The sequence below is a fragment of the Ralstonia sp. 25C genome (genome assembly GCF_051904805.1).
In the GTDB taxonomy this organism is placed as follows: domain Bacteria; phylum Pseudomonadota; class Gammaproteobacteria; order Burkholderiales; family Burkholderiaceae; genus Ralstonia.
Genome location: NZ_CP196737.1, coordinates 3,535,484 through 3,555,253, shown reverse-complemented (window position 1 = coordinate 3,555,253; position 19,770 = coordinate 3,535,484). Strand labels below are relative to the sequence as shown.

The 19,770-nt window shown below is 64.6% G+C and carries 23 protein-coding genes and 1 tRNA gene; 11 read left to right on the top strand and 13 right to left on the bottom strand.

Annotated features, from left to right (window positions below; genetic code table 11):
• Nucleotides 1–12: 12 nt before the first annotated feature.
• From ACS7SF_RS16710 to ACS7SF_RS16690, 5 genes are read right to left on the bottom strand one after another with little or no spacing between them, the layout of a single operon-like run.
• The gene (locus ACS7SF_RS16710) at nucleotides 13–375 is read right to left on the bottom strand and encodes a TraR/DksA family transcriptional regulator (protein ID WP_439890786.1); all 363 of its coding nucleotides are present in this window, start codon (nucleotides 373–375) and stop codon (nucleotides 13–15) included.
• 41 nt (nucleotides 376–416) lie between these two features.
• Nucleotides 417–947 carry a flavodoxin family protein gene (locus tag ACS7SF_RS16705; RefSeq protein ID WP_439890785.1) on the bottom strand — a complete coding sequence of 177 codons (531 nt, stop codon included), beginning with the start codon at nucleotides 945–947 and terminating at the stop codon, nucleotides 417–419.
• Between the two features lie 57 nt (nucleotides 948–1,004).
• Nucleotides 1,005–1,658, bottom strand: coding sequence for a BON domain-containing protein (locus ACS7SF_RS16700; protein ID WP_439890784.1), 654 nt, complete (start codon nucleotides 1,656–1,658; stop codon nucleotides 1,005–1,007).
• Between the two features lie 28 nt (nucleotides 1,659–1,686).
• A complete protein-coding gene (locus tag ACS7SF_RS16695; protein WP_439890783.1) occupies nucleotides 1,687–2,526 on the bottom strand; it encodes a universal stress protein in 840 nt (279 codons plus the stop codon).
• A gap of 16 nt (nucleotides 2,527–2,542) precedes the next feature.
• On the bottom strand, nucleotides 2,543–3,043 hold the full coding sequence (locus ACS7SF_RS16690) for a universal stress protein (protein ID WP_439890782.1): 501 nt from the start codon (nucleotides 3,041–3,043) through the stop codon (nucleotides 2,543–2,545).
• Nucleotides 3,044–3,353: 310 nt separating this feature from the next.
• On the opposite strand from ACS7SF_RS16690, the gene ACS7SF_RS16685 reads away from it, so the two are divergent.
• Both ACS7SF_RS16685 and ACS7SF_RS16680 read left to right on the top strand, forming a co-directional pair.
• Nucleotides 3,354–3,821, top strand: coding sequence for a CBS domain-containing protein (locus tag ACS7SF_RS16685; RefSeq protein WP_439890781.1), 468 nt, complete (start codon nucleotides 3,354–3,356; stop codon nucleotides 3,819–3,821).
• A 32-nt stretch (nucleotides 3,822–3,853) separates the two neighbouring features.
• Nucleotides 3,854–4,036: a YgaP family membrane protein gene (locus ACS7SF_RS16680; RefSeq protein WP_439890780.1), complete on the top strand. Its 183-nt coding sequence runs from the start codon at nucleotides 3,854–3,856 to the stop codon at nucleotides 4,034–4,036.
• On the opposite strand, the gene ACS7SF_RS16675 is transcribed toward ACS7SF_RS16680, so the two are convergent.
• Nucleotides 4,037–5,284, bottom strand: coding sequence for an MgtC/SapB family protein (locus ACS7SF_RS16675; protein ID WP_439890779.1), 1,248 nt, complete (start codon nucleotides 5,282–5,284; stop codon nucleotides 4,037–4,039).
• 127 nt (nucleotides 5,285–5,411) lie between these two features.
• Between ACS7SF_RS16675 and ACS7SF_RS16670 the strand changes: the two genes are divergently transcribed.
• Together ACS7SF_RS16670 and ACS7SF_RS16665 are read left to right on the top strand one after the other, a co-directional pair.
• Nucleotides 5,412–6,422 (top strand): zinc-dependent alcohol dehydrogenase family protein, encoded by a 1,011-nt coding sequence (locus ACS7SF_RS16670; protein ID WP_439890778.1) that lies wholly within the window; start codon nucleotides 5,412–5,414, stop codon nucleotides 6,420–6,422.
• Between the two features lie 79 nt (nucleotides 6,423–6,501).
• Nucleotides 6,502–6,957, top strand: coding sequence for a universal stress protein (locus tag ACS7SF_RS16665; RefSeq protein ID WP_439890777.1), 456 nt, complete (start codon nucleotides 6,502–6,504; stop codon nucleotides 6,955–6,957).
• A gap of 10 nt (nucleotides 6,958–6,967) precedes the next feature.
• On the opposite strand, the gene ACS7SF_RS16660 is transcribed toward ACS7SF_RS16665, so the two are convergent.
• Nucleotides 6,968–7,285, bottom strand: a complete 318-nt coding sequence (locus ACS7SF_RS16660; RefSeq protein WP_439890776.1) for a hypothetical protein — start codon at nucleotides 7,283–7,285, stop codon at nucleotides 6,968–6,970.
• A gap of 57 nt (nucleotides 7,286–7,342) precedes the next feature.
• Entirely contained in the window at nucleotides 7,343–7,993 is a 651-nt protein-coding gene (locus tag ACS7SF_RS16655) for a LysE/ArgO family amino acid transporter (RefSeq protein ID WP_439890775.1), read from the bottom strand.
• A 73-nt stretch (nucleotides 7,994–8,066) separates the two neighbouring features.
• On the opposite strand from ACS7SF_RS16655, the gene ACS7SF_RS16650 reads away from it, so the two are divergent.
• The gene (locus ACS7SF_RS16650; RefSeq protein ID WP_439890774.1) at nucleotides 8,067–8,963 is read left to right on the top strand and encodes a LysR family transcriptional regulator ArgP; all 897 of its coding nucleotides are present in this window, start codon (nucleotides 8,067–8,069) and stop codon (nucleotides 8,961–8,963) included.
• 15 nt (nucleotides 8,964–8,978) lie between these two features.
• Here the strand turns inward: ACS7SF_RS16650 and ACS7SF_RS16645 are convergent, their stop codons facing one another.
• Nucleotides 8,979–9,839, bottom strand: coding sequence for an MBL fold metallo-hydrolase (locus tag ACS7SF_RS16645; protein WP_439890773.1), 861 nt, complete (start codon nucleotides 9,837–9,839; stop codon nucleotides 8,979–8,981).
• Nucleotides 9,840–9,926: 87 nt separating this feature from the next.
• Between ACS7SF_RS16645 and ACS7SF_RS16640 the strand changes: the two genes are divergently transcribed.
• From ACS7SF_RS16640 to ACS7SF_RS16620, 5 genes are all read left to right on the top strand, one after another.
• Nucleotides 9,927–10,289, top strand: coding sequence for a metalloregulator ArsR/SmtB family transcription factor (locus ACS7SF_RS16640; protein WP_439890772.1), 363 nt, complete (start codon nucleotides 9,927–9,929; stop codon nucleotides 10,287–10,289).
• A 14-nt stretch (nucleotides 10,290–10,303) separates the two neighbouring features.
• Complete coding sequence (locus ACS7SF_RS16635) at nucleotides 10,304–11,125, top strand: sulfite exporter TauE/SafE family protein (protein WP_439890771.1); 822 nt, start codon at nucleotides 10,304–10,306, stop codon at nucleotides 11,123–11,125.
• Nucleotides 11,126–11,160: 35 nt separating this feature from the next.
• Nucleotides 11,161–11,237 (top strand) — tRNA-Pro (locus ACS7SF_RS16630).
• A gap of 143 nt (nucleotides 11,238–11,380) precedes the next feature.
• Complete coding sequence (gene sixA / locus ACS7SF_RS16625; protein WP_366172489.1) at nucleotides 11,381–11,854, top strand: phosphohistidine phosphatase SixA; 474 nt, start codon at nucleotides 11,381–11,383, stop codon at nucleotides 11,852–11,854.
• A 140-nt stretch (nucleotides 11,855–11,994) separates the two neighbouring features.
• The gene (locus ACS7SF_RS16620) at nucleotides 11,995–12,828 is read left to right on the top strand and encodes a GNAT family N-acetyltransferase (RefSeq protein WP_439890770.1); all 834 of its coding nucleotides are present in this window, start codon (nucleotides 11,995–11,997) and stop codon (nucleotides 12,826–12,828) included.
• Nucleotides 12,829–12,903: 75 nt separating this feature from the next.
• Here ACS7SF_RS16620 and ppx read toward each other — a convergent pair whose 3' ends face one another.
• Complete coding sequence (gene ppx, locus ACS7SF_RS16615; RefSeq protein ID WP_439890769.1) at nucleotides 12,904–14,445, bottom strand: exopolyphosphatase; 1,542 nt, start codon at nucleotides 14,443–14,445, stop codon at nucleotides 12,904–12,906.
• A gap of 174 nt (nucleotides 14,446–14,619) precedes the next feature.
• Here ppx and ppk1 point away from each other — a divergent pair, with 174 nt between their 5' ends.
• Entirely contained in the window at nucleotides 14,620–16,791 is a 2,172-nt protein-coding gene (gene ppk1 / locus ACS7SF_RS16610; RefSeq protein ID WP_439890768.1) for a polyphosphate kinase 1, read from the top strand.
• Nucleotides 16,792–16,860: 69 nt separating this feature from the next.
• Here ppk1 and phoR read toward each other — a convergent pair whose 3' ends face one another.
• The 3 genes from phoR to phoU form a co-directional block, all read right to left on the bottom strand.
• Nucleotides 16,861–18,189: a phosphate regulon sensor histidine kinase PhoR gene (gene phoR / locus ACS7SF_RS16605; RefSeq protein WP_439890767.1), complete on the bottom strand. Its 1,329-nt coding sequence runs from the start codon at nucleotides 18,187–18,189 to the stop codon at nucleotides 16,861–16,863.
• Between the two features lie 100 nt (nucleotides 18,190–18,289).
• A complete protein-coding gene (gene phoB, locus ACS7SF_RS16600; protein WP_252684284.1) occupies nucleotides 18,290–19,003 on the bottom strand; it encodes a phosphate regulon transcriptional regulator PhoB in 714 nt (237 codons plus the stop codon).
• 22 nt (nucleotides 19,004–19,025) lie between these two features.
• Nucleotides 19,026–19,739 carry a phosphate signaling complex protein PhoU gene (gene phoU, locus ACS7SF_RS16595; RefSeq protein WP_426398286.1) on the bottom strand — a complete coding sequence of 238 codons (714 nt, stop codon included), beginning with the start codon at nucleotides 19,737–19,739 and terminating at the stop codon, nucleotides 19,026–19,028.
• Nucleotides 19,740–19,770: the final 31 nt, after the last annotated feature.

Genomic DNA, 19,770 nt, shown 5'->3' with positions numbered 1-19,770 from the left:
CGTTCACGCGCCTCAGGTCCAGTGACGCTCACGTGCCGATTGGCAAGCGAGGCAGCGCAACGCGGTGGGCTGCACTTGCAGCCGGGCAAACGGGATGAGCTCGCCGCAGTCCGCACACACGCCGTATTCGTGCCGGCGCATCCGCTCGCGCGCGGCGTCGATTTCGACCAGCTCGTGCCGGTAGTGCGTCTGCATGATGTCGCCCGCCAGTTCGCTGCTTTCGCGCTCGGCCAAGTCAACGTTCTGAAATGGCTCTTGCGCCATCGGCGGCGGTGCACTGGACATGGCGCTGGCCAGCTGGCGCCGCGCGCGTGCTTCGTGTTCATCGAGCAACGCGTTGAGCCGTTGCCATTGCGCGTCGGTCAAGTGGGTCATGCCCCTCTCCTTGTCATGCGGGTCTGCCGTCATGTGCCGCGTCATGCCTCGGAGGGCGAGAGCCACGCCGGGCGCCGCCGCACCTGCCCCCACTGGCCTGCCACCCTCACCTGCTCGACAAAGCCGGCCACCTCTTCGTGCGACAGGCCGGTCAGCACATCGCGCTGACACAGTGCCAACACTGGCGAGGGAATCATCGAGGTGATCTGCGCGATCTCCTCCACGGCCCGAAACGCACCGCGCGCCGCCATCACGCACACCACCGACAGGTGCCCCGGCAGCGGTGTCTGGTCTTTGAGGAAATCGCGCATGGGCGCGGCAAGATGGCCCATCCAGATCGGCGCCAGGACCACGACTTGCTCGAACGAGCCGAGGTCGGGCCCTTCATAGCGATACGGCGCGCGCTTGCCCAACACGGTTTCGATCACGCATCGCACGTCGCCAAGAAAACCGGCACGCGGGCGAGCGTCCGTCACCTCCGTCAGTTGCCAGCCGCTCTGCGCGGCCATCAGTTCGGCCACCAGGCGAGCGGTGCCGGTGCGCGAGTAATAGATGATCAATGTTCTGCTCATGACGAACTCCCAGGCAAGCAACTCGGGCGCGAAATTCGGGGCACGCGATCGACGCGGTCAGGACTTCACCCACAGATGGTCGATGACGGCCCGCACGCCGGGCGCATCCCACGCAGCCTCGCGCGCGGCACGGCACTCGTTGAGATTGCGCAGCGCCCCGGTGAGCGTGACCGTACCGTCCGCCACCGACACATGCACCCGCGCCGCCTCCAATACAGCCTGACGCTCCAGCGCCTTCGTGATGCGGGCAGTCAGATCCGTGGGGCCCACGGCGCCACGCAAAGTGAGCGCGTTGGCGACGGCCCGAACGCCGCGCACCCGGCGCACGGTGTCCAGGGCGGCACGACGCTGAAAATCCTGGTCAACCTCACCGCGCAAGGTCACCGCGCCGTCGTCGACCGTCACCGCCACGGCGCCCTCGGGCACGGAGGTGTTCCAGTGCAGCGCGGCGCAGATGGCCTGGGCAATCTCTTCGTCGGGGCGGCGCATGTCTGGCGGCACGCGTACATCCACGTGCACGACCAACGCCGTCACGCCCGCCACACGCCGGGCGGCGTCCTCAGCAGCGGCCTTGTCGGCAAACGTGTTGACGCTGCCAGTCAGCGTGACCACACCGTCCTTGACGCGCACGGCAAAGCGGTCGTCCTGTACGGCCGGATCCCATTCCAGTTCTTCCTCCACATCGTGCTTGAGTACGATGTCGCCTTTCATGGTGCGCTCCTTCGATTCACGCGCGCGCTCAGTGGGACAGCAGCACCGGCACCGTCATCGTGGCCAGCAAGGTGCGGGTGACCCCGCCCAGCACCAGCTCGCGCAGCCGGCTGTGGCCGTAGGCGCCCATCACGATCAGATCGGCGTTGCTGTCGGCGGCGCGCGAGAGCAGCATCTCGCCGATCGCCACATCCGACTCTACGCAGCGCACCTCTTCGACGGTCGCATCAATGCCGTGCACCTTGAGCGCGCGGGCGACCTGGCCGACCGTGGTGTCTTCGGCCCAGTGTGGCGGGCGTTCGCCCAGCATCTGCAACACGCGTACGCTGGCACCCGGCATCAACGGCAGCGCATCGTGCAGCGCGCGCGCAGACTCCCGCCCGCCGCTCCATGCCACCAGCAGCCGTTGCGCCACCTCCGTAAACCGCCCGGCGTAGGGCACCACCAGCACGGGCCGCCCAGATTCGAGAATCAGCGTTTCGACAAAATCGGCTGCAACAAAGCCAGTCTGGTCATCCGGGTTGCGCTGGCCGACGATCAGCAGATCGGCCTCACGCGCCTCGCGCAGCACGAGTGCAAGCGGATCGCCCTCTACAGCACGCCATTCCGCTTGCTCACCCAACGCTGCCGTGGCGTCACGAAAGTTCGCGTGCACGACATCCCGCACGCGGTCGCGGCGGTGGCGGTCTTCCTCCAGGTATCGCGCTGCGCCTTCCATCATGTAGAACCAACTGGGGCTCGGCATAAAGCTGGCATACACGCCGATCAACCGGGCGTGGTGTGCGCGGGCGTACTGCATGGCTAGGTGCAGGCGGTGCACGGCGCCTTCGCTGGCATCCAGATGCACCATCACGCTGGCATAAGTCATGTCCACTCCTTAGCGTTTAGGCAATCACGACGTTGGAGAGCGGCTGCGTTGCCTCGTGCTCGGTTTGCGCCTCAACGGCACGCACCAGCAGCACCGGCAACCGGCTCTGCCGCACCACGGCCTCGGCCACGCTGCCCAGCAGCATTCGCCGGAACCCGCGCCGGCCGTGGGTACCGAGCACGATGGCCTTGGCATCCACATCGTGGGCCGCCTGTTCAATGGCGTAGCCCATGTCGAACGTGCCGATGGGGTCGTCCACCACCATCGTCTTGACGCGCACCCCAGCCTTTTCGGCTTTGGCGCGGCCGGCGACCACAATCTGCTTGCCTTGGTCGATGAGCGCTTCGGTAAAACCGCGCACGTCGATATAGCCGACGTCGTACTTGAGGTAGCTGTTGTCAATGACGTGAGCGATGACCAGTTCTGCATCGAGCTTGCGCGCAAGCTCGATGGCCTGGTCGAGGGCGCGATCGGCGGTTTCGCTGCCATCCAACGCCACCAGGATCCTGTCGTACATGGTGAGCCTCCATATCAACCGGGCCGCGCGCGGGGGTCAGCTTGCGGGCCTCAGTTTGTCTGCTTCCATGTTGGATCAACTGCGCGGTGGCCCCTTGATTTACATCAGCGTTTGCCCCGGCGCCGGGGTGTGGTGCTCGCTTGATCTGCCTCAATGGGCAAGATGCGACGCCCGCTAGACTCATCCGCCTATTTGCCGCGACGCCCGCTCCAGGAAAAGCCGCGTCGCAGGGGCCTCACACCTTGTGCGGGATCAACACCCGATAGTGCCCCGTCCTTATAGTGAAAACGAATGTGCAACGGAGTCCAGCATGAGGGTTGACGAGATTTGCTCGCGCCGCATCGTCCACGTTTCGGCGTCGACGACGCTGCAGACAGCCGCCCGGATGATGCGGGACCAGGGTCTGCGTGCGCTGTTCGTGACCGAGCAAACGGCCACCGGCACGCGCGTAGCGGGCATCGTCACCGACCGCGACATGGTGGTCCACGGTATCGCCGACCACGACGATTGCTCCCGCGCCACGGTGGCGCAGGCCATGACGCGCGGCGTGCTGACCATCCAGGGCCATGCCGTGATCAGCGAGGCGCTGCGCACGATGATGGGCCATGGCTTGCACCGGCTGGCGGTGATCGACGCGCAGCAACGGCTGATCGGCATGCTCACGCTGGATGACACCATCCGCGCGATGGGCGGCGAATGGACGCTGCTCGCCGGCATCCTGGGCCGCGACCGCTGTGCCGAACCGGCTTCAAGCACACCGTCGCAGCTGACGGTCTAGCGCGTCTTCTTTTTCACGACGAGGAGCACATCATGCTGCCCAATGTTGGAACCCCCGATCGCGTGGTCCGCATCCTGATCGGCATCGCCATGATTCTGCTGGCGGCGTTCGGCAAGGTGCCGGCGTGGGTTGGCTGGCTTGGACTGGTGCCGCTGGTGACGGGCGCGATTCGCATCTGCCCGCTCTATTGGGTGCTGGGCATCGGCCGGGATTGATCACCCCGAAACCAGAAAGCCGGCCCAACCCAGGGCCACCATGGTCAGCAGGCCGATGGCAACACGGGTTGCATAGCCCTTGCCGCCGCTGAGTGCCACCACCAGCTTGGCCAGCGTATTGACCGTCAGGGCCAGCATGATCAGCAGGCTGGCCGTCGGGGGCGCAAGGGTGCCATTGGTCGTCTGCGCGGCAATGGAGGCCGTGGCGGCATGCACATCTGCCAGGGCACCCAACAGGGTCACGGCAGCCACAGCCGCCGATCCAAACCACATCTTTGCCAAGGCCGTCACCAGCAAGAGTGCAGCGGTCCACCCTCCAAAGCCGATGGCGATGCGCCAGTCAATCGACGAGGTCGCGCTGTCTTCCTCTGCCTGAGGCGCGCTGCGATCACGCAGCACCCAGAAGGCGACCCACGCGCCAACGCCCACTCCGGCGACGATCAATGGCACCGCCAGCAGCTTGAGCAACGCAACATTGACCGCGGCGACAAGCAAGGCCATCTGGACCAGCGTGGCAACGTTGGACATCAGCGCAGCCGCAACCGCACCTTCCACAGACGCCTGCTGCGCCCGCGCCCGCCCGCCCATGGTGGCGATGGTCGCCACGCTGGAGGCAAATCCGCTGAACAGCCCGGCCAGCGGCAACCCGATGTGGCTGCCCAGCCACCGCACCGCCAGGTGTCCCGCATTGCCTGTCACCATGACGAGCAGCACCACCAGCCACAGCGTGTGCGGGTTCCACACCTGCAGCGGCCCCATGGGGCGATCGGGAATGGCGGGCCACACCAGTAGCGCGGCCACGGCCAGCGTCAGCAGGTCAGCCAGTTCACGCTGAGTGATGACGGTGCGGGCAAACCGATGCAAGGCGGCCTTGGCATATAACAGCACCAGCAATACGGTGCCCAGGCCCGCGGCCATGTCAGGGGCAACCACCGCGTAGGCCCCCAGCAAGGTGGTGGCCACCAGCGCCACTTCGGTGGTCACACCTGGGTCTTGCTGCGCGGAGTGGTGATAGCTCAGCGCAGCCAACACCGTCACCGCCAGCAGCGCCATCGGCAAGGCAAGCGGAATCGGCAGGCTGGCGGCAATCGCGCCCGCCAGACCAGCAATGGCAAACGTCCGCATGCCGGCGGTCAGTTCCGCCGTGCCGGGGTGACTGCGCTCGCGCTCCAGGCCAATCGCCAACCCCAGCCCCAGCGCAACCGAGAACGACAGTAACGAAGACATCACCTGCGTGGCCGCGTCCATTCGATGATTCAGTATGCGCGCCGGATGCCCCTGCCGTTTGACGCAGCGCAGTTGCCTACGCCACCTCAAGCGACGGCCGGACACCACTCGACCATACTCAACACATGAGCCGCTACCGGAGACATCCATGCCTGAATCCATGCAAGCCATGGTCCTCCAGAACGCGGGGGCGCCGTTGGCACTGCGCACCGTCCCCAAGCCGGTGCCGGGGCCGGGTGAAGTGCGGATTGCCGTATCGGTTTGCGGTGTCTGCCGGACAGACCTGCACATCGTCGATGGCGAACTTGCGCACCCTAAATCGGCGCTGATCCCCGGCCATGAAATCGTTGGCACCGTGGAGTCGTGTGGCCCCGGCGTGACCGCTCCCGCACCGGGAGAACGCGTTGGCGTGCCCTGGCTCGGCCGGACCTGCGGCGCCTGCCCCTTCTGCCTGCGTGGGCAGGAAAACCTGTGCGACCGCCCCGCCTTTACCGGCTACACGCGCGATGGTGGCTATGCCGAATACGTGGTCTGCGATGCACGCTACTGCCTGCCGATCCCCGAGCGCTACGACGACGCACACGCGGCCCCGCTGCTGTGCGCAGGGCTGATCGGGTTCCGCACCTTGCGCATGGCCGGTGATGCTGGCCGGATCGGCATCTATGGTTTTGGCGCAGCCGCGCACTTGATCACGCAGATCGCCGTTGCCGAGCAACGCCAAGTCTTCGCCTTCACACGAGCCAACGACACCGCGGCCCAGCGGCTCGCCCTAGAGACCGGCGCGTGCTGGGCCGGCGCCAGCGACGAGGCCCCGCCCGAGCCCCTGGATGCCGCGTTGATCTTTGCGCCGGTCGGCGCGCTGGTTCCGCAGGCGCTACAGGCCGTGACCAAGGGCGGCGTGGTGGTTTGCGGCGGCATCCACATGAGCGACATCCCGGCGTTCCCATACCGGTTGCTGTGGGAGGAACGCAAGCTCATGTCCGTCGCCAACCTGACCCGCGCGGATGGTCTCGCGCTGATGCGCGTGGCGGCCGAGGTGCCGTTGCAGGTGCACGTCACACCGTATCCGCTGCGCGACGCCAACGTCGCGCTCGATGACTTGCGCGCGGGCCGCGTAGCCGGCGCCGCCGTACTGCGCGTGGCGCGCCAAGACGATTGATGTGCATCAATGGGCGCGCCACCGCCGCGCCTACGCTGAAAACATGCGGCATGGGTCCGCACACACTTGGGAGGCCGCCATGTACCAACGTATCCTGCTCGCCATTGACGGCAGCCATGCTTCGCGACTGGCGCTGCATCAAGCGATTGTCGTGGGCAAGGCCACCGGCGCGGAAGTCGAGGCGCTGTTCGTAGCCGACACCACGGACGCGGCCATCGATATGGTCGGCTTCGACGCCATTACCTACGCAGAACGCGTCACCGCCTATGGTCGCGACACGCTGTCCGACGCCGCCACGAAACTCGAGGCCGCCGGTATCAAGCACTTCACCAAGCTGCTCGAACACGCCGTTGCCGCAGGACAGATTTCCGCCACCATCGTGAGCGAGGCCAACGAAACGGGCGCCGACCTCATCGTGCTCGGCACGCATGGCCGACGTGGGCTCAAACACCTCTTGATGGGGAGCGTGGCCGAAGGCGTTGTCCGCAAGACCAACAAGCCGGTGCTGATGGTGCGCAGCGAGGTGGAGGAGTAAGAACCGCGTGTCAGCGAGACATGCTATGCATGGTGCGCGACGTGTATCGCGCGATCTCGTCCGTTACCGCTTGCTGCAAGTCTTGCAGAGAGATCGGCGCGCGCATCAGCACGCTATTGTTGTTGTCCGACGATACGCACAGCCGGATATGGCGCACGCAATCATCGTCGCCGTATTGGACATGCAGAATGCGCGTCGTGGTAGACGGATGCCACACCACGCGCCCGAGAAAATAGGTGCGGGCCTGGCCTCGCTCAACCGGGTCGACGACGAGGTCGAAATGCGTCACCAGGAACTGGTGCAGTGTGTCTTTCGCGATGTCCTGCATGGAATGGCCAGATGCGCCAGCGGCGGAAGGGGCGAAATATAGCGCAGGCTCGCGCGCTCACAAACCCGCGAGTGCATGACGCAACAGCAGCGCTGCCAACACCAACATCGTCACGCCAATCAACCCGTCCAGCACCTGCCACGCTCGTGGCCGCGCAAACCAGGGCGCAAGCCAACGCGCACCAAAGCCCAGCGAAGCAAACCAGAACAGGCTGGCCGAACTCGCCCCCGCCACAAACCACCCGCGCAGTGCTGCCGCCTGCTGGGCGCCGATGCTGCCCACCAGCAGCACGGTATCCAGATAGACGTGCGGGTTGAATAGCGTGAAGGCCGCCGCCTGCGTCAGCGCAGCCACTCGGCTTAGGCCATCGCCGCCTTGGGAGGCCCGCAACTGGCTGGATTGCCGCGCACGCTGCAGCGCCCGCCAGCCATACATCAACAGGAATGCCGCGCCAGCCAACGCCAACGCACGCGCGAGCCCAGGCCGGTCGCCCAGCGCCTGTGCCATCCCGAGGACGCCTGCGCTGATCAGCAGCGCATCGGCCAAGGCGCAAAACAACACCACGCTACCAACGTGCTCACGGCGCAAACCCTGGCGCAGCACGAATGCATTCTGCGCACCAATGGCCACGATCAGCCCGAGGCTCAGTGTCAGGCCTTGAAGAAAGACAGGAAACATGTGTGGAAGGGAGTGGATGGCAGTTGTCATGCGTACAGCTTGCCCGCCGCACCATATGAAGACAAACTATCTATTCTTCACCTGATTAAGAAAAACTTACGCCATGCTGGACTACGCCGCCCTTTCTGCACTGGCCGCAGTCGTGCGCGAAGGCAGCTTTGAGCGTGCAGCGCGCGCTCTGCATGTCACGCCATCGGCCATTTCGCAGCGCATTCGCCTGTTGGAAGAGCGCATCGGCTGTGCCTTGGTGGTGCGCGACCAGCCCTGCCGCGCCACCGAGACCGGGCGCCGCCTGTGCCAGCACGTCGACCACGTACGGCTGCTCGAACAGGAATTGCAGACGACCCTGCCGACGCTCGCGCCGGAAGGTGTGGCGCGCGTCGCGCTGCCGATTGCCGTCAACGCCGACAGCCTGGCCACGTGGCTCGCGCCGGCCATCGCGCGTTTCGCCGCGGAACAACCGGTGCTGATGGAGGTGGCGGTGGATGACCAGGACCACACCACGGAGTGGCTACGCAGCGGCGCAGTGCTGGCTGCCGTGACGGCCACCGCGCGGCCCGCCGCAGGTTGCAACAGCCGTCCACTGGGGGCCATGCGCTATGTGGCAGCGGCCAGCCCAGCCTTCATGGCAGGCCATTTCGCCGATGGTGTGGGTGCCGGCACGCTGGCGCAGGCGCCCAGCCTGCTGTTCAACACCAAGGACGAACTGCAGGCCCGCTGGGCGCGGCGCTTGTGTCATCGGCATGTGGAACTGCCGCACCACACGCTGCCCTCATCGCAGGGTTTTGTGACAGCCGCACTGGCCGGCATGGGTTGGGGCCTGCATCCGCAAGCGTTGATCGCGCCTCATCTTGAAGACGGCTCGCTCGTCGAGCTGGTGCCCGACACACCGCTGGATGTGCCGCTGCACTGGCAGCACGCACGTGCGGCGTCCGCGCTGTTGGATGGCCTGAGCCGCGAGGTCATGGCAGCCGCGCGCGTTGCCCTGCGTGCGCCTTGATGGCGTGGCGCGGGTTTAGAGCGCGTTCAGCGGAATCTTCAGGTACTGCACGCCGTTGGGCTCCGCCGGCGGCAGCGCACCCGCGCGGATGTTCACCTGAATGGACGGCAGCATCAGCGTGGGCATGCCGAGGGTGGCATCGCGCCGAGTGCGCATCTGCACGAACTCTGCCTCGGTCACGCCATCGCGCACGTGGATGTTGGCCCGGCGCTGTTCCGCCACGGTGGTGTGGCTCATGGCCTCGCGGCCATTGGGCGGATAGTCGTGGCACATGTAGAGCCGCGTGTCAGGCGGCAAGTCCAGCAAGCGGCGAATGGACTGGTACAGCGTGCTGGCATCGCCGCCGGGGAAATCGCACCGCGCGGTGCCGACATCCGGCATGAACAGCGTATCGCCCACGAACACGACATCACCCACGCGGTACGCCATATCGGCCGGCGTATGGCCCGGCACCGCCAGCGCCTGCGCCTCGATCTCGCCAATGCGGAACACCTCATCCGGCGCGAACAGGTGGTCGAACTGCGAGCCATCGAGCTGGAACGAGGGCTCCAGGTTGAAGATCGGCTTGAACACCCCCTGCACCACGCGAATGCGCTCGCCAATGGCGATGCGCCCGCCAAAGCGCCCACGCAGGTACGGCGCGGCCGACAGGTGATCGGCGTGCGCGTGCGTTTCCAGCAGCCACTCGACTTTCAAGCCTTGCGCCTCAATGAACGCCGCCACGCGATCCGCCGATTCGGTGCGCGTGCGGCCCGACTTCGGGTCGTAATCGAGCACCGAATCGATGACGGCGCAAGGCGTACCGGGCCCGGCGTGGACCACGTACGTCATCGTGCAGGTATCGGGGTCGAAAAAGGGTTCGATCTGAGCGTGCATGGAGGGCTTCCGCAAACAATCTATATTTTTATAGAATATCGCCAGATATTGCGTTCTGCCAAGCGTCCAAATTGCGCCTCCCGCCCGATGACTGATCCGACCCCTGCCCCCACCGAAGTGACCCCGCTGCCCGAAGCGGCCATCTCCATGCTGCGCGCTTCTGCCTCTCAGGCGTGCGCCGTGCTCAAGGCGATGGCCCACGAAGACCGCCTGCTGCTGCTCTGCCAGCTCACCCAGGGCGAGCGCAACGTGGGCGAGCTGGAAGCCCTGGTCGGCCTGCACCAGCCGAGCCTGTCGCAACAGCTTGGTGTGCTGCGTGACGAGGGCCTCGTCGCCACCCGCCGCGAAGGCAAGTACATCTACTACCGCCTGGCCAGTTTCGAGGTCATCCAGATCATGCAAACGCTCTCGGACCTGTACTGCGGCAAGGTCATGAAGCGCGTCCAGTAACCGGAGCGCGGAACGTGTCTCCACTGGAAGCAGGCTGGCTCATCAGCGCGGTGCTGGGCTCGGTGGTGGGGCTCATCCTGGCGCTGACGGGTGCAGGCGGTGCCATCGTGGCGGTGCCGCTGCTGATTTTTGGGTTGCATCTGACGGTGTCGCAAGCCGCGCCGATTGCGCTGCTGGCGGTAGGCCTCTCGGCCGGGCTGGGCGCCGTGCTCGGCCTGCGCGAGGGCCGCGTCCGCTACAAGGCGGCAGGACTGATGGCACTGTGCGGCGTCGCGGTTTCACCGCTCGGCATCTGGGTGGCGCATCGCGTGCCCAACACGCCGTTGACGGTGCTGTTTGCCGTGGTGCTCGGCTACGTGGCGGTGCGAATGTTCCGTCAGGCGCGCGGCGTGTCTGCCGATGCGGAATCGTCGCAACGCGCATCGGCGCCCTGCCATCTCGACACCACCACCGCCAAACTCATCTGGACGCTGCCGTGCGCGCGCGCCTTGGCCGCATCCGGCGTGGGCGCGGGTTTTCTGTCGGGGCTGTTAGGCGTGGGCGGCGGCTTTGTGATCGTGCCGGCATTGCGTCGCGCAACCGACCTACCGATGCAAACCATCGTCGCCACGTCGCTGGCGGTGATTGCGCTGGTGTTGACCGGTGGCGTGGTCGCCTCGGCCCTCGGTGGACATGTCGACTGGCAGATCGCCCTGCCATTCGCGGTGGGCGCGCTCGCGGGCATGCTGCTCGGCCGCAGCTTTGCGCAGCATCTGGCGGGCCCGGCGCTTCAGCAAGGCTTCGCCGCATTTGCTGGCGTGGTGGCACTCGGATTGATCGCCAGAACGTTTATTTGACTGGCGTGTTGCGGAAGCGGTACAATCGCCGGCTTCGGAGCGTAGCGCAGCCTGGTAGCGCAACTGGTTTGGGACCAGTGGGTCGGGAGTTCGAATCTCTCCGCTCCGACCAGCATTCAGCAGCAAACAAAACGGCTTACGTGATAAACGTAGGCCGTTTTGCTTTGTGCGGCCCTGGGCGGAACCTGCGCGACCGGTAGTGTCATCTGTCGGTGCTATAACGACAGCATTGACGCACCGCTCGACCAGTCCTCCATGAACCTCATCCTCTGGCGCCACGCCGAAGCCGAAGACATTGCCGCGCCGCTGCGCATTCAGCGCAACACCGACCTCCAGCGAGAACTGACCAAGCGCGGCGAGAAGCAAGCCGAAAAAATGGCCGCGTGGCTCCGTCCTCGCCTGCCCGAGGGCACACGTGTGATCGCCAGCCCGGCCGTACGCACACAACAAACCGCACGCGCCCTCACCGAGCATTTCCACACGCTGCCGGAAATCGCCCCGGGCGCGGATGTCAGCGAGATCCTTGCCGCCATCGATTGGCCATCGAACACGAACCTGCTGCTTGTCGGGCACCAGCCGTGGATCGGCCGCCTGGCCAGCCTGTTGATCGCGGGCACCGAAATGGACTGGAGCGTGAAGAAAGCCGGTGTCTGGTGGTTGTGCCGCCGCGTGCGCGAAGGCGAAGCCCAGACCGTGCTGCGCGCGGTGGTCAATCCGGACCTTGTGTGACATATTGGCCTTGTCACGCTAACGACACGCAAAATTCATGTAACGGTCACGTTTGACACGCTTTTGTCGCTGATCTGTCATGTGGCGTCTCTAGAATCGCCCCCGAAAGCCAACCCTGGCCACCCTTGGGGGATACACGAATGCGAGACCTGCCGACGCCCACCCAGCCGTTGATCGACGCACTGCCGAGCCTGAATTTGGGCAACGCTCGGAGGGGCCTTCCTCGCTCACCCGACGCTGTTCCGACGCGTGACAAACCTGTTCTGGCCGTTTCGTGGGCGCGCCATCAGGATGAAGTGACCGAAGCGCAGCGCCTGCGCTACAAAGTCTTTGCCGAGGAAATGGGCGCCCGCCTGCCCTCGGCCCACGCCGAGCTGGACGTCGACATGTTCGACGCCGTGTGCGATCACCTGATCGTGCGCGACCAGAAGACGCTGCGTGTGGTCGGCACCTACCGCGTGCTGCGCCCGGATGCCGCCAAGCAGATCGGCTGCCTGTACTCCGAATCCGAATTCGACCTCGTGCGTCTGACGCACCTGCGCCCGAAGATGGTTGAACTGGGCCGCTCGTGCGTGCACCGCGACTACCGCTCGGGCAGCGTCATCATGGCGCTGTGGGCCGGCCTGGGCGAATACATGCAGCGCTACGGCTTTGAATCGATGCTGGGCTGCGCGAGCGTGTCGATGGGCGACGGTGGGCACTTTGCCGCGAGCCTGTATCGCAGCTTTGTCGACGACGGCTCGCTGGCGCCGATTGAGTACCACGCCTTCCCGCGTGTGCCGCTGCCGGTAGATGAGCTGAACCAGAATCTCGAAGTCGAGCCGCCCGCGCTGGTCAAAGGCTACCTGCGTCTGGGCGCACAGATCTGCGGCGCACCGGCCTGGGACCCCGACTTCAACGTCGCCGACTTCCTCACGCTGCTGCGCCTATCGGACATCAACCCGCGCTACGCCCGCCACTTCCTGCGCGGCTGAAAACACCCGCACCAAAGCAAACGGCCCGAATCACACCGGGCCGTTTTGTTTTGGAGCGTCGTAACGACGATCCGCTTACACGTAGACCACCTTGTAGCGGCGACCAATGCGCTGCCACTCGTCGGCTTCTTTCGTGAGGCTGTATTCCACCAGCGGGTTCTGCTCGATCCAGCTCTTGGGCAGCTCCACTTCGAAGCCGCCTTCGTTGAGCTCGCCCTCGCTATGGCGCACGCGCAGCTCGGGTAGCTGGATCGCACCACGCCGACGGCACAGCACAAACGCCAGGCGCAGGCTGAACAGCATCCGCCAATCGAGGAACTTGCCCCCGCCCGAAAGCTTGCCCAGCTTACCGGCGTGCCCCAGGAGCAGCGTGGCCAGGCGCGCCTGATCCGTCTTGGAAAAGCCTGGCATATCCGCATGGCTGGCGATATAAGCCGAGTGCTTGTGGTAACCGCCGTGCGAGATGCTCATGCCGATCTCATGCAGATTCGCAGCCCAGCCCAGCAACGCGAGGTTGTCCTCACGGCGCTCATCGGGCGGATCAGGAAACTGCGACAGCAGCGACGTCGCCGCATCGCGCACGCGGTGCGCCTGCGCGCGATCCACGTTGTAGCGGCGCATGAACTGCTCGATCGTCACCGTGCGCATGTCTTCGTGGTGCGTACGGCCGAGCAGGTCATACAGCACGCCCAGGCGCAGCGCGCCGTCGGTCACGTCCATGCGGTCGATGTCGAGTTCGGCAAACACGCCCAGCATGATCGAGAGCCCGCCCGGCAGTACAGGAATGCGATCCGCCTTCAGGCCCGCCAGCTTCAGCCGATTGGTGTTCTCCACCTTGACGAGTGCGCGCTTGAGCCGCTCCAGCCCTTCGCGCGTGATGATGCCGTGGTCGGTGCCCTTGTCGTTGAAGCCGTTGAGCTCGATCAGCTCCGCCAGCGCGCGCGCCGTGCCCGACGAGCCCACCGCCTGGTTCCAGCCCGCGGTACGGTACTGCTGCACCAGCACCTGGATCTCGCGACGCGCGGCAAGCTCCGCCTGCTTCATCGCGTACTCGTCCACATTGCCATTCGGGAAGAAATGGCGGCTGTGCGACACGCAACCGATATACAGCGATTCCATCAGCTTGGGCTTGTACCCGTTGCCGATGATGAACTCGGTCGAGCCGCCACCGATGTCGACGACCAGGCGGTTGCCCTGGCATGCTGGCGCATCGTGCGAGGCGCCGAGGTAGATCAGACGCGCTTCTTCACGACCGGCAATCACTTCAATGGGAAAACCGAGCGCGGCTTCCGCCTCGATCAGGAATTCCTGCGCGTTCTTGGCCACGCGCAGCGTGTTGGTCGCGACCGCGCGCACGTGTTCGGGAGCGAAGTCGCGCAGGCGATCGCCAAAGCGGCGCAGCGCGTCCACGCCGCGGCGGCGCGCGGGCTGGTCCAGGTATTTGTCTTGCGTCAGGCCTGCGGCAAGACGCACGGGTTCGCGCAGCGCATCAACCTGGAAGATCTGGCTGCTGCTGGCGCCACTGGCGGTGACGGTTTCGTCGACGCGGCCGATCATCAGCCGGAAGCTGTTGGAACCCATGTCGACAGCGGCCAGCAGACGGGGGGTGGGACTCATGAATGGAAACGGGAACAGGTAAAAAGCGGAATCGGGGGCGCGACTATTGTCGTTCGAAACAATGCGCAACAAAATATGTCTCTATTGTGTCCCGAACATGACAATTTCAATGTGTCACAAATTTGACACCCAACTATGAAAAAGTGGCCGGATCGTCATCCGTCTGAACGCAACATGTCCACCCTGCCCGCCGGCGACCTGCTCAACCGCGAACTGGGCATCCTGGAATTCAACGCCCGCGTGCTGTCCCAGGCGGCCGACCCGGGGGTACCGCTGATGGAGCGGCTGAAGTTCATCTGCATCGTGTCGAGCAATCTGGATGAGTTCTTTGAAATCCGCATCGCCGGGTTGAAGGAACAGATGCGCGACAACCCTTCGTCGATGACGCCGGATGGGCTATCGGTACAGCAGGCGTTTGGGGTGGTAACGGAGCAGGTGCGGCGGCTTGTGGCGCAACAGTATGCCATGCTGCAGGACGAGATCCTGCCCCTGCTGGAGAAGGAAGGCGTCTTCTTCCACATGACCACCAACTGGAACGAAGCGCAGCGTGCGTGGTGCCGCAACTTCTTCCAGCATGAGCTGGTGCCGATTCTCACGCCGATGGCGCTGGACCCGGCGCACCCATTCCCGCGCGTGCTCAACAAGAGCCTGAACTTCATCATCGAACTGTCGGGCAAGGACGCCTTTGGGCGCGAAGCCGAACTCGCCATCGTGCAGGCACCGCGTGCCCTGCCCCGCCTGGTGCAGATGCCGCCGGAACTGTCGGGGTATCCGCATGGGTTCGTGCTGCTGTCGTCGTTCATGCAGGGCTTTGTTCACGAGCTGTTCCCGCAGATCGACGTGCATGGCTGCTATCAATTCCGCGTCACGCGCAATTCCGATCTGTTCGTATCGGAAGACGAAATCACCGATTTGCGCGAGGCGCTCCAGGGTGAATTGTTGACCCGCCACTTCGGCGATGCAGTGCGCCTGGAACTCGCGCACGACACCTCGCCCGCGCTGGTGCGCCGACTGCTACAGGAGTTTGGCCTGAGCGAGGCCGACTGCTACCGTGTGAAAGGTCCGGTGAATCTGGTGCGCCTGCTGCAGGTGCCCGACTTGGTGGACAAGCCGATCCTGAAGTATCCGCCGCACGTACCGGCGACGGTCAAGCAGGTGGCGAACAGCTCGAGCGTATTCGACGCCATTCGCCAGGGCGACATCCTCCTGCACCATCCCTACGAGAGCTTTACCCCCGTGCTGGAACTGCTGCAGCAGGCCGCGCGCGACCCAGACGTGGTGGCAATCAAACAGACGGTGTACCGCACTGGCAATGAATCGCCGGTGATGGAAGCGCTCATCAAGGCGGCACTCAACGGCAAGGAAGTCACGGTGGTGGTCGAACTGCTGGCGCGCTTTGACGAAGAGACCAACATCAACTGGGCGGACCAGTTGGAATCCGCAGGCGCGCACGTCGTGTATGGCGTGGTCGGTCACAAGTGCCACGCAAAGATGCTGCTGGTAGTGCGCCGTGAAGTCTCGGGCAAGGGCAAAGCCGTCAAGCTACGCCGCTATGCGCATCTTGGCACCGGCAACTACCACCCCAAGACCGCCCGCCTCTATACCGACTTCGGCCTGATGACGGCCAACGAGCAGATCTGCGAAGACGTGCACAACGTGTTCCAGCTGCTCACGGGCACGGGCGCGCAGGTCAAGCTGCATCATCTGTGGCACTCGCCGTTCACGATGCACGAGAACCTCGTCGAGCATATCCGCGCAGAAGCCCGCGCCGCGCGCTCAGGCAAACGTGCGCGCATCATCGGCAAGATGAACGCGCTGCTCGAGCCGACCATCATCGATGAGCTGTACAAGGCGTCGCGCGCGGGCGTGAAGATCGACCTGATTGTGCGCGGCGTGTGCGCGCTCAAGCCGGGCGTACCAGGGTTGTCGGAGAACATCAGCGTACGCTCGATCGTGGGGCGTTTTCTGGAACACCACCGCGTCTATGCGTTCCATGCCGGCGGCGAGGAAGTGGTCTACCTTTCCAGCGCCGACTGGATGGACCGCAACCTGTTCCGCCGCGTTGAAGTGGCCTTTCCGGTGCTCGATCGTAAGCTCAAGGCACGCGTCATCAAGGAAAGCCTGCAGGTGCATCTGCGCGACAACGCCTCGGCGTGGGTCATGCAATCGGACGGTACCTACGTGCAGCGTCAAACGCGCGGCAAGCACGTGCGCATCAGCCAGTTGGAGTTGCTGAACCACTTCTCACCGCAGGCGGCAGCAGCGGCGGAAACGGCAGCTGCCGTGGCGGCCGCTACCGCCGCGGAACCGACCGTGCGCGCGCCGGTGGAAATCTCGGCCGGCTAGCGCAGTCCCGGTTTGGTAAACAAAAAACGCACGCTCAACGGCGTGCGTTTTTGTTTAGGTGAACGACGTTCAGGCCGCGCGTTCGTCGCTCACGCTGGCGCTGCGCACCACCGTCCGCTCGGGCGGAAACACCGCGCGGAACGTACTGCCCTTGCCGTGCTCGCTGGTCACCTGCAATTCACCGCCGTGGCGCGAGAGCACATGCTTGACGATCGCCAAGCCCAGGCCCGTGCCGCCCGTATCGCGTGAACGGCTGCGGTCCACGCGGTAGAAGCGCTCCGTCAAGCGCGGGATGTGTTCGGCTGCAATGCCGATGCCCGTATCCGTGACGGAGTAGACGGCGTGGCCATCCCTCACACCCCAATCAAGATGGATCTTGCCGCCCTCCGGCGTGTAGCGCACGGCGTTGGACGCCAGGTTGCTGAAGGCCGACAGCAATTCCAACTCCGCTCCACACACGCTGACTGTCGGATCGCACGACATGCTGACGGTGTGCCGTCCGGCAGAAAGCGCTTCGATGTCGTGCTGAAGCTGCAGCATCATGCGCTGCATCGGCACCGGCGCAAGCGAAGGCGGCTCCGAATTACCTTCCAGCGTGGCCAGGGCCAGCAGGTCTTCCACCAGGTGCTGCATGCGCATGGCTTGCGTATGCATCATGTCGAGGTAGCGCTTCTTGTCTTCTTCGGGCAGTGGAATATCCCGCACGGTTTCCAGAAAACCCGAGAGCACGGTCAGCGGCGTCTTCAGTTCATGCGAGACGTTAGCGACGAAATCACGCCGCATCGCCTCGGTGTTCTCCAGCTTGGTGATGTCTTGCGACACCAGCAGCTTGCGATCCTCGCCATACGGGAGGATCTGGGCAGAGACGATGCTTTGTTTGTGCGGGCCCACGTCATGCATGGTGAGCGGCTCCTCGAACTCGCCGCGCGCCAGATAGCGCACGAACTCGGGTCGGCGGATCAGGTGGGTAATGCGTTGGCGCAGATCACGCTTGGCAGACAGGCCGAAGTGCTCCTCGGCCACGGCGTTGCACCATTCGATCTGGTCTTCGGCATCCAGCATCAGCACGCCGTTTGGTGACGCCTGGATGGCCTGGATGAAGCGGCTGTGCTGCTGCTCCACCTGCAGCACCTGCATGCGCCAGCCCTTCACCAGCCGGTGCAGGCGATAGTAGACCTCGCCCCATAGGCCGATCGCGCTGGGGATCTCGCCATAGGCCGGCGAATCCAGCACGCGCCACAGGCGCTGAATCTGATAGACGTAATAGAGCAGCATCGCCAACAACATCGCACTGAGCACAGCCAGCGCGATGACCTGATTGGCGAACACATACAGGCATGCCGTGATGATGCCCATCAGGGCGCCAAAGACGGCAAAGCGGGTCCAGAAGACGTTCATGAAGGCATTCTAAGCGCTGGACCACGAAGATCGTATGACCACGCGATTGGCGACGGCGCAACAAGACAACAGCACAACCGCGCGGCAGATCAGCGAAGGGTTACTGCCCCGGATTGCGCGCCAAGCGATAGCCGCTGCCGCGCACGGTTTCGATCATGTTGCTGTAGCCGCCCGGGGCAAGTGCCGCGCGCAGGCGCTTGATATGCACGTCCACCGTGCGCTCTTCCACAAACACGTGGTCGCCCCAGACCTGATCGAGCAGCTGCGAGCGGCTGTGCACGCGCTCCGGGTGCGTCATCAGGAAATGCAGCAGGCGGAACTCGGTCGGGCCCAGATCGAGCTTGATCGGGTTTTCTGCTTCGGTGTTCGTGGCCGTCACGCGGTGCGTAGCCGGGTCCAGCTTGAGGCCGTTGATGGCGACCACATCGTCGGTCAGTTGCGGCGCACGGCGGCGCAGCACGGCCTTGATGCGGGCCAGCAGTTCCTTGGGCGAGAACGGCTTGGTGACGTAGTCATCGGCACCGCTGTCCAGGCCCATGATCTTGTCCTGCTCTTCGCTGCGGGCGGTCAGCATGATGATCGGGATCTGGCGCGTGCGCTCGTTGGCGCGTAGCTCCTTGGCGAACATCACGCCGGACTTGCCCGGCAACATCCAGTCCAGCAGGACGAGGTCGGGCAGCACGTCGCTCATCAGCGAGAGTGCCTGTTCTGCGTTGTAGGCGCGGATCGGGTAGTGCCCTGCGTGCTGCAGGTTGACGGCGATCAGTTCGGCGATCGCCGGTTCGTCTTCCACGACCAGAATACTGCTCGGCATGCTCACGTCTCCAATCCCTCTCTTATTCGCCCTCACCCAGGATTTCACGCTCCAGCGCTTCGCGTCCGGCATGCCGAACGTCGGTTCCCTTGACGATGTAGATGATAAATTCTGCGATGTTCTTGGCATGGTCGCCAATGCGCTCGATAGCCTTGGCAATGAACAGCAGATCCAGCGCCACCGAAATCGTGCGCGGATTCTCCATCATGTACGTGATGAGTTCGCGCATGAAGCCGCGGAATTCCTCATCGATGGCCTTGTCTTCCTGCAGGATCGACACGGCCGCCGCGGTATCCAGGCGCGCGAAGGCGTCGAGCGCGTGGCGCAGGATGGTCGCGGCCATCTCGCCCGAGCGTTCCACACCGGCGTAGTTCAGCGCATGCGCCTGCTGGTCTTGCATGAGGCGCTTGGCGCGCTTGGCGATCTTGGCGGCCTCATCGCCGGCGCGCTCGAGGTTGGTGATGGTCTTCGAAATAGCCATCACCAGGCGCAAGTCACGCGCGGTCGGCTGGCGGCGCGCGATGATGTTGTTGCAGTCGCCGTCGATCTCGATTTCGAGTGCGTTGATCTCCTGCTCCACCGCGAGCACCTGGTCGCACATGGCGGTGTCGAAGTTGGCCAGGGCGCGCATCGCACGGGCGATCTGCGCTTCCACCAGGCCACCCATCTGCAGCACCTTGGTGCTGATGGAAGTCAGGTCGCTATCAAATTGCGATGACAGATGTTTCTCGGACATCGTTTTTCTCCTTGTCGTTTCAGCGTGGCAG